Annotated in this window: 14 protein-coding genes; 10 read left to right on the top strand and 4 right to left on the bottom strand. The window is 33.0% G+C overall.

Annotation, left to right across the window (positions count from 1 at the left end; all coding sequences use genetic code 11):
• The first annotated feature begins 56 nt into the window (after positions 1 to 56).
• The 3 genes from RB619_RS09595 (at position 57) to RB619_RS09585 (ending at position 3,098) form a co-directional block, all read left to right on the top strand.
• Complete coding sequence (locus RB619_RS09595; RefSeq protein WP_308096804.1) at positions 57 to 1,934, top strand: M1 family metallopeptidase; 1,878 nt, start codon at positions 57 to 59, stop codon at positions 1,932 to 1,934.
• A gap of 8 nt (positions 1,935 to 1,942) precedes the next feature.
• On the top strand, positions 1,943 to 2,341 hold the full coding sequence (locus RB619_RS09590) for an ACT domain-containing protein (RefSeq protein ID WP_308096802.1): 399 nt from the start codon (positions 1,943 to 1,945) through the stop codon (positions 2,339 to 2,341).
• A gap of 145 nt (positions 2,342 to 2,486) precedes the next feature.
• Positions 2,487 to 3,098: a hypothetical protein gene (locus tag RB619_RS09585; protein WP_308096800.1), complete on the top strand. Its 612-nt coding sequence runs from the start codon at positions 2,487 to 2,489 to the stop codon at positions 3,096 to 3,098.
• A 51-nt stretch (positions 3,099 to 3,149) separates the two neighbouring features.
• Here the strand turns inward: RB619_RS09585 and RB619_RS09580 are convergent, their stop codons facing one another.
• Positions 3,150 to 3,713: a hypothetical protein gene (locus RB619_RS09580; protein ID WP_308096798.1), complete on the bottom strand. Its 564-nt coding sequence runs from the start codon at positions 3,711 to 3,713 to the stop codon at positions 3,150 to 3,152.
• A gap of 178 nt (positions 3,714 to 3,891) precedes the next feature.
• Between RB619_RS09580 and RB619_RS09575 the strand changes: the two genes are divergently transcribed.
• From RB619_RS09575 to RB619_RS09555, 5 genes are all read left to right on the top strand, one after another.
• Complete coding sequence (locus RB619_RS09575; RefSeq protein ID WP_308096796.1) at positions 3,892 to 4,296, top strand: GNAT family N-acetyltransferase; 405 nt, start codon at positions 3,892 to 3,894, stop codon at positions 4,294 to 4,296.
• A gap of 259 nt (positions 4,297 to 4,555) precedes the next feature.
• Positions 4,556 to 4,939, top strand: coding sequence for a hypothetical protein (locus RB619_RS09570; RefSeq protein WP_308096793.1), 384 nt, complete (start codon positions 4,556 to 4,558; stop codon positions 4,937 to 4,939).
• A gap of 178 nt (positions 4,940 to 5,117) precedes the next feature.
• A complete protein-coding gene (locus RB619_RS09565; RefSeq protein WP_308096790.1) occupies positions 5,118 to 6,200 on the top strand; it encodes an efflux RND transporter periplasmic adaptor subunit in 1,083 nt (360 codons plus the stop codon).
• Between the two features lie 112 nt (positions 6,201 to 6,312).
• Complete coding sequence (locus tag RB619_RS09560; protein ID WP_308096788.1) at positions 6,313 to 9,480, top strand: efflux RND transporter permease subunit; 3,168 nt, start codon at positions 6,313 to 6,315, stop codon at positions 9,478 to 9,480.
• Positions 9,473 to 10,912 (top strand): TolC family protein, encoded by a 1,440-nt coding sequence (locus RB619_RS09555; protein ID WP_308096785.1) that lies wholly within the window; start codon positions 9,473 to 9,475, stop codon positions 10,910 to 10,912. The genes RB619_RS09560 and RB619_RS09555 overlap by 8 nt, the downstream gene beginning before the upstream one ends.
• A gap of 243 nt (positions 10,913 to 11,155) precedes the next feature.
• Here RB619_RS09555 and RB619_RS09550 read toward each other — a convergent pair whose 3' ends face one another.
• Positions 11,156 to 12,865 carry an ATP-binding protein gene (locus tag RB619_RS09550; RefSeq protein WP_308096782.1) on the bottom strand — a complete coding sequence of 570 codons (1,710 nt, stop codon included), beginning with the start codon at positions 12,863 to 12,865 and terminating at the stop codon, positions 11,156 to 11,158.
• Positions 12,866 to 12,917: 52 nt separating this feature from the next.
• Complete coding sequence (locus RB619_RS09545; protein WP_308096780.1) at positions 12,918 to 13,124, bottom strand: hypothetical protein; 207 nt, start codon at positions 13,122 to 13,124, stop codon at positions 12,918 to 12,920.
• A gap of 559 nt (positions 13,125 to 13,683) precedes the next feature.
• Here RB619_RS09545 and RB619_RS09540 point away from each other — a divergent pair.
• Entirely contained in the window at positions 13,684 to 14,319 is a 636-nt protein-coding gene (locus tag RB619_RS09540) for a hypothetical protein (RefSeq protein WP_308096777.1), read from the top strand.
• Between the two features lie 357 nt (positions 14,320 to 14,676).
• Complete coding sequence (locus tag RB619_RS09535) at positions 14,677 to 15,042, top strand: hypothetical protein (protein ID WP_308096775.1); 366 nt, start codon at positions 14,677 to 14,679, stop codon at positions 15,040 to 15,042.
• Between the two features lie 70 nt (positions 15,043 to 15,112).
• Here the strand turns inward: RB619_RS09535 and RB619_RS09530 are convergent, their stop codons facing one another.
• A complete protein-coding gene (locus tag RB619_RS09530) occupies positions 15,113 to 16,465 on the bottom strand; it encodes a GH1 family beta-glucosidase (protein WP_308096772.1) in 1,353 nt (450 codons plus the stop codon).
• Between the last annotated feature and the right edge of the window lie 244 nt (positions 16,466 to 16,709).

Below are 16,709 nucleotides of genomic sequence, written 5' to 3'. Positions count from 1 at the left end.
TAAAAATATCCACTAATATTATATCAAATTAAATCATCAAAATCTTAAAACAATTTATGAGAAAAAATTCACTGCAGTTTTTATTAATTGCTCTTGCATTTTTTGCACAAAACAGCTTTGCACAAGATCTTTATATGCCTAGAAATATAAAAGATGCTTATGCAAAAGGTACTCGTTCGATGGACGGAAAACCGGGAAAAAATTATTGGCAGAATCATGGAAAATATACAATGGAAATTACCGTTGATGCCAAAACAAAAATAGTAAGCGGAACAGAAACAATCGAGTACGAAAACAATAGTAACGATACTTTAAAAAACTTGCCGATTAGATTTGTAAATAATCTTCATAAACCATCATCACCAAGAAGTGGCACTGTAAGTCAAGATTTTTTAAGTGAGGGATTAACAATTACCTCATTGAAAATTGCTGGTGAAGTTTACAAGGAAGATGGCAGAAAATGGGGGACTGTAGGCAACGTAAGGCTTAAAAAAGCGATTCCGCCACATTCTAAAACCACAATTAATATTGACTGGAATTATCCTTTGTCTAAAGAAAGTGGGAGAGAAGGACAAATTGATGAAACTACTTTTTTTGTAGCATATAGCTATCCGCGCGTTTCAGTTTTTGACGATTATAACAAATGGGACAGATTGCCTCATACAGATCGTCAGGAATTTTACAATGATTTTAATGACTATACCTATTCGGTAAAAGCGCCTAAAAATTACGTGGTTTATGCAACTGGAGATTTGCTAAATCCTGATGAGGTTTTACAGCCTGAGTTTGCTGAGCGTTTGAAAAAATCATATGTTACAAATGAAATTCTGCACATAGCAAACGAGCAGGAAATGAAATCTGGAGTTGTAACAAAACAAAACGACTGGAATGTCTGGAAGTTTGAAGCCAAACATATTTCAGATGTTTGTTTTGGATTAAGCGATCATTATTTATGGGATGCAAGCAGTGTTGTGGTAGATAAAAAAACAAACAGACGCGCGAGTGTTCAAGCTGCTTATGATGTAAAAGGAACTGATTTTGTGGCTTCGGTAAAAAACAATCAATACGCTTTAGATTGGTTTTCGAACAATTGGCCGGGAGTTCCGTATCCGTTTTCAAAAATGACCGCTTTTCAAGGTTTTGCTGATATGGAATATCCAATGATGTGTAACGATTCGCAAATGGGTGATCCTAAATTTGCACAATTGGTTCAAGATCATGAAGTAGCGCATACGTATTTTCCTTTTTATATGGGAATCAATGAAACGCGTTATGCTTTTATGGATGAAGGATGGGCAACAACTTTTGAATATTTAATTGGAATTGCCGAACATGGTAAAGAAGCTGCTGATAAATTCTATAAAGAGTTTAGAGTAAAAAACTATATCAATGATCCTTCAACAGAAGAAGATCAGCCTATTATTTCAATGTCATCTCAGGTTTCTGATGCTGGTTACGGAAACAACTCTTACGGAAAAGCTTCTCTTTCTTACATAGCTTTAAAAGACATGCTTGGCGATGATGTATTCAAAAAAGCGCTTCATGCGTACATGGAAAATTGGAACGGAAAACACCCAATTCCTTGGGATTATTTCAATTCCTTAAATTCGGCAACAGGAAAAAATCTGAATTGGTTTTTTAATAATTGGTTTTTTACCAATAATTACATTGATCTTTCGGTTAAAAATTTAGACAAAAATAAAGTTTCAATTGAAAATGTGGGAGGTTTTGCAGTTCCGTTTGATCTAGTAGTTGTTTACACTGATAATTCAGCTGAAACGGTTCATCAAACGCCTGCAATTTGGGAGAAAAACCAAAAATTGGCAGTAATTTTTCTAAAAAATAAGAAAGAAATTAAACAGATTACTATTGATGGTGGTATTTTTATGGATGCATCGCCTTCAAATAATTTTTGGTTGAATAAACAAAATTAAAAGAAGAAATGTCTGGAGAAAAAGACCTTCAAAAGTTGCTTAAAACAATGAAACCTAAACATAAATTGGGGGACTATGTTTTTTGTAAATTAGAAAAATTAGAAGGATTGGATTTAAATGAAATTGATATGATTTTTAGAGAAGAAGAAGCCATAACGCTAATTCTGAAAAAAGAAATTGCATCAAGATTAAATCTGGATTATTCCATTGTAATGTCTTGGATTACACTCACTGTACATTCTTCATTAGAAGCTGTTGGATTAACGGCAGCTTTTTCTAAAGCACTTTCAGAAAAAGAAATCAGCTGTAACGTTGTTGCAGCATTTTATCATGATCATATTTTTGTAAATAAAAATGATACAGAAAAAGCGATGGAAATTTTAAATTCATTTTCAAATCAGGAATAAATTTTTATTTCACTTTTAAATTGCTCATATAAAACTGCTTCAAAAATGAAGCAGTTTTTTTATGCTGTTATTGTGGGAAACCGTAACTATTAGAATGATTAATTTACTAAGTTTGCGGAAATTTTAAAAAACAAACCCCAAACCAATGAAAAATTATTTTATTCTTGTTTTTATGCTAGTTTCAATAAAAAATATAGCACAAACGGATATTAAAATCAAGTTTCAGAAAAACAAATACGATCTGGCTGTTTCCTATTACAATAAAGCAGATTTTAAAAATGCATTAGATTTATTTTCTATTGCATCTAAACTTAAACCTGAAAATGAATTAGGAAAAGAGTCGATCAAAAAAGTAGATGCTTTAAAAAACATATTGCGAGATGATGCTTTGAGTTATATTGTTGGTACTTGGAAAATGACAGGAGATAAACCTACTTGGGCGCAGACTTCGGGTACAGGTCAAAATCAAATCGAAGAAATAGTTGAAATCAGCGAAGAAAAGATTTTGTTTTATGAAACGGATACGAAAACACAAATCAAAAAATTGATCAAAACAGAAGATTTAAAGTATTATAACAAAGATGCATCTGACGCAGCGTTTTCAGATATTATTCTTTCTGATGGAACGATTTGGAGTTGTCTTCTAAATAAAGAAACTAATGTATTGCATGTTATTAATATTGGCAAAAAGACGGAAACAGGTTTTGAAAAAATAACCAGCGATAATAAAGAAGCTTATTTTGTTAAAATGAAATAATAAAAAAGGGAATCAGTTTTGATTCCCTTTTTTTATGTTTTACAGTGTATCTTATAAGAATTTAAATCCGACAGAAAAATTCGAAATTCCAGTTTTAATACTTCTTCCAGAAGGATCAAGATCTGTTACTCCGGCAAGGTATCTATAATCAATAGTAAATCGCCATAAATCAACCCCGGCACCACCTAAGAAACTGCTGTTGTTTCGTTCAAAAGCAATAAAATTAAGATTGTTGCTTGCATTAATATCAGAATAATTTTTCCAGTTGTAGCCAACAAAAATCCTTACATTTCCAAGTTTTCCTAGCGGAACAACTTTTAAACCGGCTATTAGCGTCGCATCAGTGCCTCCAAGTTCGTATTCTGTTTCTCCAATTCCGGTTTGCGAAACACTAAATTTTGACTTGGCGTAACCAAATTCTCCCTGACCATAAAAAAGCGCTAGATTTACGCGCACAAAACCGGCAAAACCATATTCCGTACCAGAGCTTTTTGAAGCAAAATCATCTGTAATTGCAGAAGTTATGTTAGTAGAAAATTGAGGTCCAACTTGTATTAACTGTGCAAATCCATTGGCACAAATACATAATAATGTAGCAAGAAAGAATTTTTTCATAACTGGTTTTATTTGTTTTTGATTCCATAAAATTAATTATTATTAATTTAAACAGCATGATTTTTCTGATTTATTTTAGGTTATCTTTTTGATTTTTAGCCGACTGCTGTTTTTTGTTTTGAAAGAAAATAGCATTTCTAAATGATGTAAATTTGAATCAAATCAAATATTTTTTAAAATGATAATTAGAGCAATTGAACCTTCGGAGACTTGGCAAATTCGCCATGAAGTAATGTGGCCTGATCAGCCTTTTGAATTTGTTCAATTAAAGGAAGATGATTTCGGGTTGCACTTTGGCGTTTTTGAAGATGAAAAACTGGTTTCAATTGTTTCTTGTTTTTTTACTGAAGAGGAAATGCAGTTTAGAAAATTAGCGACTTTAGAAGCATATCAAGAAAAAGGAATTGCATCTGAATTGCTGCAATATATTTTAAATCTGGCAGAAGAGAAAAAAATGAAAAGAGTTTGGTGCAATGCACGAAGCAATAAAAAATCATTTTACGAAAAATTCGGAATGAAAGATACGCAGCAAACTTTTGTCAAAGCAGAACAAGAATTTACTATAATGGAAATTTTGCTATAGAAATTAAAAGCAGTTTTGATAAATAATGTATACAAAGTCAGATAGTTGTGATTTTGATAATTTTGACTTCATTATGCAATCTATCATGATGGAATTCTAATCCATAGTCGTTTTTTTGTTATTTTTCTGTATAAAAAAATAAGATTTTAATAAAAATGGTGCTTTTTAAAATAATGAAAACGTTTTCGGTTTTATTAAATGTTAAAGCTTATTAAAAAATATTTTTTTGTTTAGATACTTTGCTTACTTTCGCACCCAAATGAGAAAGTTAATAGTATTTTTAGTATTCATGAATTTGCTTCTGTCAGGCGGAGGCCAATATTTGAATGCAAGTACTTTTGGTGCTTCTCACCATCATACTTTTGAAAAAAAGCATCGAGTAAAATTCACTAATCAAGAAAGAGGCACTTCACTTATTGAAGACGCTGATATCGATCTTGAAGAAGATTTACTTGGAAATGATGATGTTAATGATGGGCTTACTGCTAAATTTGTTGCGGTTAATTACAGTTTACTTGATAACTGGTATTTGACTTTTTCAGATCAATCTGCAACAAACGAATCAAATCGTTTTAAAATCTTTGCGCCTTTTCTTGCGCCTTCAAATCCTATTTACATTACGCAACGCGTATTAAGAATTTGATTCAATACTATACATCGGTTACCTAAGAAGTAATCTTGCTGTCTTGTTGATGTATATTTTTTTTCTACTTCTTCTTGTTTGAAAGTGAGGTTATAACTTACCGGTTTCTGATGCATTTTTCCATCTAGAGGAATCACTGTATTCCAAGCATCCAATCGCTTAATTTCCAAACTAAATCATGAAAAGAATTATTTTGTTCACAGGCTTAATTGCCTTTGTGTGCCTTGTTAGTTGTACAACTAAAAAAGAAGAAAAAGAAGAAGTGGAAACGTTCACTGTAACGAGTCCGGTAAAAATTGACACTTCATTTACTAAAGAATATGTTTCGCAGATTAAATCTGTTCGAAATATTGAAATCCGTGCCCAGGAAAAAGGGTTTTTACAAAACATTTATGTTGACGAAGGACAGTTTGTTAAAAAAGGACAAATCTTGTTTAAAATTATGCCAAACATGTACCAGTCTGAATTGCTTAAAGCGCAGGCGGAACAAAAATCAGTAGAAATTGAATTACAAAATTCAAAACTATTGGCAGATAAAAATATCGTTTCTAAAAACGAATTAAGTGTTGCTCAGGCCAAATTACAGTCAGCAAAAGCTGAAGTTGCATTGGCAAAATTACATTTATCATTCACAGAAATCAGAGCTCCATTTGATGGAACAATCGACAGAATTCCGTTAAAACTTGGAAGTTTAATTGATGAAGGCGAATTACTGACAAGTCTTTCAGACAACAGTCAGATGTTTGCTTACTTCAATGTTTCTGAGCCAGAATACATTAGTTATGAAACGAATATTAAAGATCGTGCAGATAATAAAGTGGCTTTGGTTTTGGCTAATGGAGATATTTTCAAAGAAAAAGGAAATGTTGAAGTTATCGAAAGTGAATTCAACAATGAAACTGGAAATATCGCTTTTAGAGCAAGATTTCCAAATTCGGGCAAATTACTAAGAAACGGAGAAACTGGACAAGTTCAAATGAATGTTCCGCTTAAAAATGCGATCGTAATTCCGCAAAAAGCGACTTATGAAATTCAGGATAAAAAATATGTTTTTATCGTGGGTAAAGACAACAAAGTAACTTCTAGAGAAATTACAATTACTGGTGAAATTCCTGATTTGTACGTTATTAAAAGCGGACTTTCTGAAAACGATAGAATTTTGCTTGACGGAGTTCAGAAAGTAAAAGAGAACGACAAAATTAAATATGAATACCAAGCTCCTCAAAAGGTAATAAATAATCTTCGCGTAAAAGCAGAGTAGATTTAGTTTAAAAAGTTTCAGATTTCAAGTTTCACGTTCGCATGAAACTTGAAACTTGAAACCTGAAACACTTTAAACTTAAAATTGGTTTTAATCATTAAAAAAATATAAAATGTTTAATAAATTTATTCAAAGACCTGTTCTGTCGATAGTAATATCGCTGATAATTGTCTTTTTAGGGGTATTGTCGGTATTGAATTTACCAATTACTCAGTTCCCTTCAATTTCTCCTCCAATGGTAAACGTTACAGCAGATTACCCTGGATCGAATGGTGAATTGATGATCAAGTCAGTTGTTATTCCGTTGGAAAGAGCCTTAAATGGTGTTCCTGGAATGAAATACATGACTTCAGATGCCGGAAATGATGGTGAAGCAAGTATTCAGGTTGTATTTAATTTAGGTACAGATCCGAATCAAGCTGCAATTAACGTTCAAAACCGTGTGGCTTCGGTTACTAATAAACTTCCTCCTTTGGTAGTTCGTGAAGGTGTTAAGATTACACGCGAGGTTCCGAGTATGTTGATGTACGTGAATCTTTACAGTACAGATAAAAATACTGATATGAAGTTCCTTTACAACTACGCAGATATCAACGTATTATCAGAATTAAAAAGGGTAAATGGTATTGGATCTGGAGATATCTTAGGAACACGTGAATATGCAATGCGTATTTGGTTAAAACCAGATCGTATGTTAGCCTATAAAATATCTGCTGATGAGGTGATGGAAGCATTATCTAGTCAGAGTTTAGAAGCTTCACCTGGTAAAACGGGAGAAAGTTCTGGAAAACGTTCTCAGGCTTTTGAGTATGTATTGAAATATTCTGGACGTTTTACAACTAAAGAACAATACGGAAATATCGTAGTTCGTTCAAATTCAAATGGAGAACTTTTACGTTTGAAAGATATTGCAAATGTTGAATTTGGAAGTTCGATGTATGATATCTATTCTAATTTGAATGGAAGACCTTCTGCAGCGATTGTATTGAAACAATCTTTTGGAAGTAACGCAAATCAGGTTATTGAAGATGTAAAAGCGAAATTGGAAAAAATCAAACAAAAATTTCCAAAAGGAATGGATTATGAAATCTCTTATGACGTTTCTAAATTCCTTGATGCTTCGATCGAAAAAGTAATTCACACGCTTGTTGAAGCATTTATCTTGGTAGGTTTAGTGGTATTCCTTTTCTTAGGAGACTGGCGTTCAACTATTATTCCCGCAATTGCGGTACCGGTATCATTGGTAGGAACATTTGTGTTCATGACTTTTTTTGATATTTCATTGAACTTAATTACTTTGTTTGCTTTAGTATTGGCAATTGGAGTCGTCGTCGATGATGCGATTGTGGTAATTGAGGCCGTTCACGCTAAGATGGAAGAAGAACATCTTTCGCCACTTAAAGCAACTAAAAAAGCGATGCACGAAATTGCTGGAGCTATTGTAGCAATTACATTCTTAATGGCGGCGGTATTTATTCCGGTGGCGTTTATGTCAGGTCCTGTTGGAGTTTTCTACAGACAGTTTTCTATTACAATGGCAACTGCAATTATTCTTTCTGGTATTGTGGCTTTGACTTTAACACCAGCTCTTTGTGCAATGATGTTAAAGAATACGCATGGTATTCCTAAAAAGAAAACGCCAGTAAACAGATTTATTGATGCTTTTAATGAAAAGTTCAACTTAGCACAAGGTAAATACCAAAATGTGTTAGGAAAAATCGTTGACAGACGAGTTGTTACATTTGCAGCACTTATTGGTTTCTGTATCGGGACTTGGTTTATCAGTAGTACAGTTCCTTCTGGATTTATTCCGAATGAGGATCAGGGAATGTTTTACGCTATTATCCAGACACCTCCGGGTTCATCTTTAGAGCGTACAAATAATATTGCTGAGAAACTTCAAAAAATATCTGAAAGTGTAGAAGGTGTAAAATCAGTTTCTTCATTAGCAGGTTACGAAATTTTAACGGAAGGTACAGGATCTAATGCCGGAACATGTTTGGTTAACTTAGAAGATTGGAGCGACCGTAAACAATCAGTTCAGGAAATTATGACCGAACTGGAAGAAAAATCAAAAGATATTCCGGGTGCAAATATTGAGTTTTTCCAACCACCTGCAGTACCGGGTTATGGAGCGGCAGGAGGATTTGAGCTACGTTTATTGGATAAAACCGGTTCTGGGGATTTCAAAAAAATGGAAGCTGTGAATAAAGAGTTCGTTGAAGAACTAAATAAACGTCCAGAATTATCGAACGTATTTAGTTTCTTTAGTGCGAGTTTCCCTCAATATATGATGAAAGTTGACAATGATTTGGCACAGCAAAAAGGTGTTTCTATCGAAAATGCAATGAATACTTTGTCAACTCTTGTAGGTAGTAATTACGAAATCAGTTTCATTAAATACGGAATCAACTATAAAGTAATTGTTCAGGCTTCGCCAGAATATCGTGCACAGCCAGATGACATCTTAAAACTGTACGTAAAAAACAATCGTGATGAAATGGTTCCTTTTTCTGCTTTTATGAAACTAGAAAAGGTTTACGGACTTTCAGAAATCACACGACATAATATGTACAACTCTACTGAAATTAGTGGTGGAGCTGCTCCGGGTTATAGTTCTGGTACAGCAATTAAAGTAATTCAGGAAGTTGCAGCTAAAAAATTACCAAGAGGATATGACATTGATTGGGCAGGTATTTCTGCCGATGAGGTTGCTCAAGGTAATCAGGCGATTTGGGTATTCTTGATCTGTTTAGGATTTGTTTACTTGGTTTTAGCAGCTCAATATGAGAGTTTTATTTTGCCATTATCAGTAATTCTTTCTTTACCGGCAGGTATTTTTGGAGCTTTCCTTTTATTGAAATTCACAGGATTAGAAAACAATATCTATGCTCAGGTTGCCATGGTAATGCTTATTGGTTTATTAGGTAAAAATGCCGTATTGATTGTAGAGTTTGCGATTCAAAGACATGCCGCAGGAAAAACAGTTTTTGAAGCAGCGATGGAAGGAGCAAAAGCAAGGTTCCGACCTATCTTGATGACTTCATTTGCTTTTATCGCTGGTTTGCTTCCGCTTGCGTTTGCAACTGGTCCAGGTAAAATTGGTAACAGAACAATTGGTACTGCAGCAGCTGGAGGTATGCTTATCGGAACGATTTGCGGTGTATTCCTAATTCCGGGATTGTATTACATCTTTGGACGAATTGCCGAGAAACACAAACTGGTAAAACATGAAGAAGAGAATCCATTAACTGAAGAAATTGACAACAATCATGTATAAATTAAAAGTATATAAATATAGTGCCGTATTGGGATTATGTCTAGCAGCAGTGAGTTGTAAAACTCCTGCTCCCGAGACTGCAACTGCCAGTGCGCCGGTTCCGCAATCATTTGGTGCTGCTGCCACTCTGGATACAATCAATACCTCAACTGTAAAATGGAATGAGTTTTTTAAGGATCAAAACCTTGTTGATTTGATTGATGTGGCCCTGAAAAACAATCAGGAGTTAAACATGACGCTACAGGAAATCGAGATCGCAAAAAATGACGTTAGAGTTCGTAAAGGACTTTTATTGCCAACAGTTGGCGTTCGTGCCGGAGCTGGAGTAGAAAAAGTAGGAAGGTATACCAGCCAAGGTGCTGGTGATGCCACTACTGAAATTAAACCGGGTGTTGAAACTCCAGACCCGCTTGGTGATTTTACAATTGCTGCTTATGCAAACTGGGAAGTTGATATTTGGAAAAAACTTCGTAATTCTAAAAAAGCAGCAGTAAACAGATATTTAGCAACTGTGGAAGGTAAAAATTTTGTAGTTACCAATCTTATTGCTGAGATAGCCGATTCTTATTATGAATTATTGGCTTTAGATAGTCAGCTTGATATTGTAAAACAAACGATTACTTTGCAAAGTAATGCTTTAGAAATTGTAAAAATTCAAAAGCAGGCCGCAAGAGCGACTGAACTTGGGGTTAAAAAGTTTGAAGCTGAAGTATTGACTTCAAAAAGTTTGGAGTTTGATATTTTACAGCAAATTAAAGAAACGGAGAATAAAATCAATTTCTTACTAGGACGTTATCCGCAAGAAATTAAAAGAACAAATACGAAGTTCTTGACTTTATTGCCAGCTTCAGTAAGTGCTGGAATTCCGTCTCAATTGTTAATGAATCGTCCTGATGTTAAACAGGCAGAATTAGAATTGGTAGCTGCAAAACTAGATGTAAAAGTAGCTAGAGCAGAGTTTTATCCTTCACTTGATATTTCTGCTGCTTTTGGAGTTCAGGCATTTAAGCCATCATACTTGTTTACGTTTCCTGAATCACTTTTATATTCGTTAGCAGGAGATCTTGCCGCACCGCTGATCAACAGAAATGCAATTAAAGCAGAGTTTTCAAGCGCAAATGCGAGACAACTTCAGGCATTATATAATTATGATAAAACGATTTTAAACGCTTATTTAGAAGTATCTAATCAGCTTTCTAAAATTGATAATTTGCAAAAAGGTTATGATTTAAAATCACAACAAGTTGAGGCATTAAACAAATCTATTGATGTTTCAAATGATTTATTTAAATCGGCACGAGTAGATTATTTCGAAGTTTTAATGACGCAACGTGACGCATTAGAAGCAAATTTAGAATTGATTGATACTAAAAAAGAACAACTTAACGCTGCGGTTCATGTTTACAGAGACCTAGGCGGAGGTTGGAAGTAGAATGCCCATTTTAATTAGTTATTAGTAGAGGCCTCTCAGAAGTAAAATTCTGAGAGGTTTTTTATTTGCACACAATTAATCCCAAAGCTTCGAAACACCTACAATATATTAAGAATCAAAGGCTCTTTCTATAGTTCGAAAAGGATAAATTATATTGTAAAACTGAACTGGACTTCAGTCCAGTTTAGATAAGATAATGCAAAAAGCCTTTAAGGATATTCTGGGAGGTTTTTTAATTTTTGCTTATTTAGGAATGTTTATTTTCACTTTAAAACCTTTATAAGGTTCTGTTTCAAAATCAACAGTTCCTTTAACGGCATGAATACGGCTTTCCATGTTTTGAAGGCCATTTTTTACAATCTTATTTTTTTCGCAACCAATGCCATTATCGCTGTAGTTTATTAAGATTGAATTTGGATCATTTTCAAATTTTAAAACAACAAGATTCGCTTTGCTGTGTTTTTTCATATTTACCAATAACTCTTGTAAAATTCGGCTAATGGTAATCTTCTTTATATCATCAATAATTTCCCAATGTATGTTTTCGAAATTAGTAAATATGATATTTCTTTCGCTCGTATTATAACTCGAAAGCATTTCTTTTATGTTGCTGGTAAAATTGGTACCAGTATCAATTCTATTGTTTTCTTTTGAAATTCCTCTTACACGGCCGTAAATATCATCTAATTTTTGAAGTAGATTCTCTTTTGTGTTTTCTATAGACAAAGGTTGCGATTCGGTAAAAGCAATCACATTAAAAACATCATTTGCCAGTTCATCATGGATTTTTTTAGCAATCCTGGTTTCGGTTTCATACGAAGCTTTAAATTCGATTGCTTTGTTTTTATTTTTATAATAGCGAATTAGAATTGCTATTAAAATGACTAGGAAAACAAATATGATGACAAAAACAATTCGCAGGTATTTCTCTTTTTGAAGAGACAATAAATTTTCTGCTTTTTCTAAACGAAGTTTTTCGTTTTCGTCTTTTTCTTTTTTAGCATCGTACTTAATTTTGGCAAATTTATTTTTGAAGTTGTTTCTAACTTTAATGATACTGTCATTTAGTGTAAAATACTGGTGAACATATTTGTGTTTTTTAGGGCTGTGATCATTTGAAATTAAAATTTGCAACGCTTCTAATCTTTCATCAACACTATTTAGTTTTGTTGAGATGCTATATGCTGTTAGCGCATTTTCATCAGATTTTTGAATGTCTTTTTTTGAATAATAATCAGCTAAGTGTAAGTAGCTTTCAATACTTCCGTACGTTTCTTTAATTTCGTTTCTTTTCTGAAGCGCTTTATCCATTAAATAATATCCTTTTTCTTCCATTCCATTTTTAAAATAGGCATAACCCAAATTATCTTGAATTCGAGCTTTAATGGGGGCGTGACCTTTATCATTTAATAAATTTTTGCTCAAAATAGATTCTAAAAGAGCAATTGCCTTATCATACTTTTTTTGTTGGATATAGATTGGGCCAATATTAGATAGAGGGCCTAGTTTTTCAATAGGATCTTTATACTCTTTCGCAGATTCTTTATAATAAAAAATAGCATCATTGTATAGAGAAAGTTCTTTATCGGCAATGCCTAATGTGATATTTATAGAGGCGGTGTATTTATTCTTTTTTTTGAAATAGGTTGATGCTTCAGTAACAGTTTCCTTGCTACCATAATAATCTCCGTTGACTTGCTGTATTGCTGCCAGTTGTAAAAGAATATATCCAATATTGGCACTATCTTTTAAAGTTTCGTAAAGTGTTTTGGATTTATTAAAGCCATGAAAAGCCTCATTAAAGTTTTGTTTTCCAAAATTTTCAATAGCTTTATCTCGTATGCTAAGAGCTTCTTTCTGTATAGCTGCTGTATTAGGATCGACGGTCTTTTTTTCTTTACAAGAAAAAAGAAAAAGAAGAAGAATAAAATAAAAAAACGGGGACCGTAACATATAAATTTACTTTCCCCGAAAATAGTAATTAATTTAGATACTAAAAATATTTTTATTGATCCGTTGGCGTTGGAGGTGGTGGTGTTGGAGGTGTCGTAGTACCACCAGTATCACCAGGTCCATCATCAGCAAAAGTGTCTTTTGCTGGATTAACAATTTTTTTGGTTTCTTGTTTTGGCTGCGTTTCAAATTCGTCAGGAGTACAAGAAAATATGCTGAATAATAACGCAAAAGCGCTAAAAAATAATAATTTTTTCATTTTGATTTGATTTAGAAATTAGACATAGGTATTGCTGTCCGGAGTTATCCAGAGTTCATTATTGACAATACCAAATTGATTTTGGGAAGTTGATCGTGTAGAACAGTAAGACGTAATTTAAACTTCCCGAATAAACTCGGTCTTACGGTTTTCCACAATATTAATTAGAACTAGTTTTTTATTTTTGTTTTAGTCTGCAGACAAAACTTGAACTAATTTCTGATACAAAGGAAAGGCAGTTTTAGAGCACTGTAGATACGGAATTCCCGGAATTCCTATGTTTTCCTGAGATTCCTATGATTTCCCAATAAAATAAAAATGCGATGCCTATTTTTTGATTAAATTTTATTTGATTTTAGACAAATCCCTATAATAATAGATGCAATAAACCTGAAAAAAGTTGGGTGAATTGTGAAAAAAAAGTAGAAATAAATTAGAATTAAAATAAAAATTGAAAGGCTTGTACAGATTTGAATTTTAGAAGTCAAAATTAAAGGCATATAAAAAGATTTAGATTAAAAATGAAAGTAAAGAGTCTAAAGAGATTCCTAAAAAAGACATGATGAATAATACATTAGAAGAATATAAAAAAGGGATTAAAATTAAATACGAACTCGAAAAAGAGGGAGAATACTTTGATTATTTGTATAGCCCGTCTCGAGGAAAACTGCGCGATTTGTGCTGGCTTATTTTCGAGAATAACCCAACTCAAGATGATTTGAATGTTTTTAGGAATTTATTGTGTTTGGATTTTGATCATACAAAAAAGAATAGGTTTAAGGAACAAAAAGATAAGTTTAGACCCATCGAAACCTTTTTTAAAGGTGAAACAGATCCCTCAAATATTGACGCAATAAATCTTGCGGCCATTTTGGTCGATTTTCAACCGCGCCCTTTTAAAAGGTTTAATGGAAAGTGTAGAAATGAAGAAGCCAAGTTGGCAGAAAACATAGGAGGAATAGGAGCAACTGCTGCAATCGAGAATGAAGTCATAGAATTAAAGAGTTTTGTGAAAAATGAAAATGTAGCGTCTAAAGAAGTTCCTAAAAGAGGAAATCTTTTTTTCAATTTAAAAGATATATTTTCTAAAAAAATAGGTCAGATAATATATCCAAGAAAAGTAATTACGATTGCAATTGGAGCGGTCGCATTAGTGTCTTCTGCATGTTTATACTTTGTGCAGAAAAAAGATTAAAAAGGATAATTTCCAAATGAAGATTGAAAGCATTTTTTTGAAAAATAAAATGCAAAAAGTTGGAAAAAGAATAATTTTTTGAAGTGTAATTTAGGCATTTAAAAAGTTTGTTTTTCGGCATATATTTACTGTTATTTACAATATAAAGATACGAAAAATATACGGTTAAACCAAATAAAATCAGTAAAATAAGTGATTTTTTTAGCTATTTTTTTTGATTTTTTTTCATGTTTTTAATGCTTAATAAATGAGGCGCTAAAACTTGTTTTTTGGAGGTATTGAAATAAATTTATTTATATTTATAGAGGAGTGAGGAACAATTTGATTTCGGTTTAAAATCAATCTAAAATAGCATTTATGAAAAAGGTTTTAATTCTATTGATCGCTTTATGCGCTATCGGTTGTAAAAAGTATGTAGTGTTGTTTGAACAACCAACAAATATGAAATTGGATAAGTTAAAATTGGAAGTATTTCTGGATAAAAAGAAAGTTCAGGATATTAACTTAAACGCAACAAATGAAATGCCGACTTACGAAACAGCAGAACTTTCAATATCTGAAGAAGGAAAACACGTTCTTGAGGTTAAAGCAAAAGACACAACCTTTAGTTTTGATATAAAATATCCTGAAGAAAAATATATTATGGTAACTGCCCATTTAAATAACAACGGAAAGCTTACCATCGGAATTTTAAAACAGCAATATAATTTTAGAGTTCATTGATAAGCTTATCGCAAACAAAAAGGCCTTTCACATTCAATGCGAAAGGCTTTTATTATTTTTAAGGAAAGCTTTAAGATAAAAAATCTTTGAGCCAGAATCCAGAGTTTTTAATGGTTCTTTTTTGGGTTTCAAAATCAACATGAACAAGTCCAAATCTGGCGTTGTAGCCTTCGGCCCATTCGAAGTTGTCGGTAAGTGTCCAAACAAAATATCCGTCTACATTTAAGCCGTCTTCTTTGGCTTTTAAAATTTGTTCCAAATGATCCTGAATATAATGCGTACGTTTGATGTCGTGCACTTTTCCGTTTGTAACAGTATCTGGGAAAGCGGCGCCATTTTCGGTAATAATAATTTTTTTGATGCCGTCGTATTCGTTAAATCTTTTTAAAACATGGTAGAGAGCCGGAGGGTAAACTTCCCAGCCCATATCAGTTGCTATGACATTTCTTTTTTCGGCACTAATTAATTCGGCACCTATGTACGGAATTATTAACGACGATTTTACAACTTCTCTGGTATAACATTGCAAACCAATAAAATCGAAATCAAACGCGATGTTTTGTAAATCATCTGGCGCAATATAATTATTTAGTTTTTTTAGAACAGGTAAATCATCCTTTGGATATCCAAGTCCGAGGAGCGGTTCGATAAAAGTTCTGTTTAATAAAGTGTCGACGCGTTTAGCTGCTTCGACATCTTTTTGATTTTGAGAAAAAGGCTCAATATGAGTAGATGAAAAAGTGGTCCCAATATTTGCATTCGGAATCTTGTTTCTAAGTATATTTCCTCCCGCAGCGGTTGCCATCGTAACGTGATGCATGGCTTTTAGGTAATTTGTAATGCCTTTTTTTCCTGGGGCATGAATGCCTAAAAAATAACCAGCTCCGGTAAACACAGAAGGTTCATTGATAACCATCCAGTTTTTGACGCGATCGCCAAAATGCTTGGCACAAATTTCAACATAATCTGAAAACCAAGAAACCGATTCGCGATTTGTCCAGCCGCCTTTTTGTTCGAGCGCATGAGGCAAATCCCAATGGTAAAGCGTAACCCAAGGTTCAATTCCTTGTGACAATAATGAATCGATGATTTTATTGTAGTAATCAATTCCGGCCTGATTTACAGGATGAGTTCCTGTAGGCATAATTCGGGGCCAGCTGATCGAAAATCTAAAATTCGGGATATTTAATTCTTTGATTAAATTAATATCATTTTGATACGAATTATAGAAATCACAAGCGGTTACAGCATGATGTCCGTTTTTAATTTTCCCTTTTTGAGAGGTAAAAACATCCCAGATCGAAGAACCTTTTCCGTCTGCATCATGAGCACCTTCAATTTGAAATGCGGCGGTAGAAACACCCCACAAGAAATCCTGTCCAAATTGATTTTTGTTCAGAAACGAGTTTTCAATTTTATTCATTCAATTATATATTCCTTGATTTTTAAATGATTTCTTAATGAAGGAAAGAAGATTGCATAGCTCTTAAAAAAAGCCATTCTTTGAATGATACTAGAAAATTTAGATTAAAGAGTTTCATAACTTTTACTTTTATTCAAATTAATAAAACTAATGTGAATAAATTGTAAAGTCATTATTATCAAATAATTAAATAAGATGAAAGTGATGTAAAAAACGATAAAAAGCTCCTTTTGGAGCTTTAGAA

Origin of the sequence: Flavobacterium sp. LHD-80, from assembly GCF_030929605.1 — a bacterium.
In the GTDB taxonomy this organism is placed as follows: domain Bacteria; phylum Bacteroidota; class Bacteroidia; order Flavobacteriales; family Flavobacteriaceae; genus Flavobacterium.
This window is presented reverse-complemented; position numbering and strand designations above follow the sequence as displayed.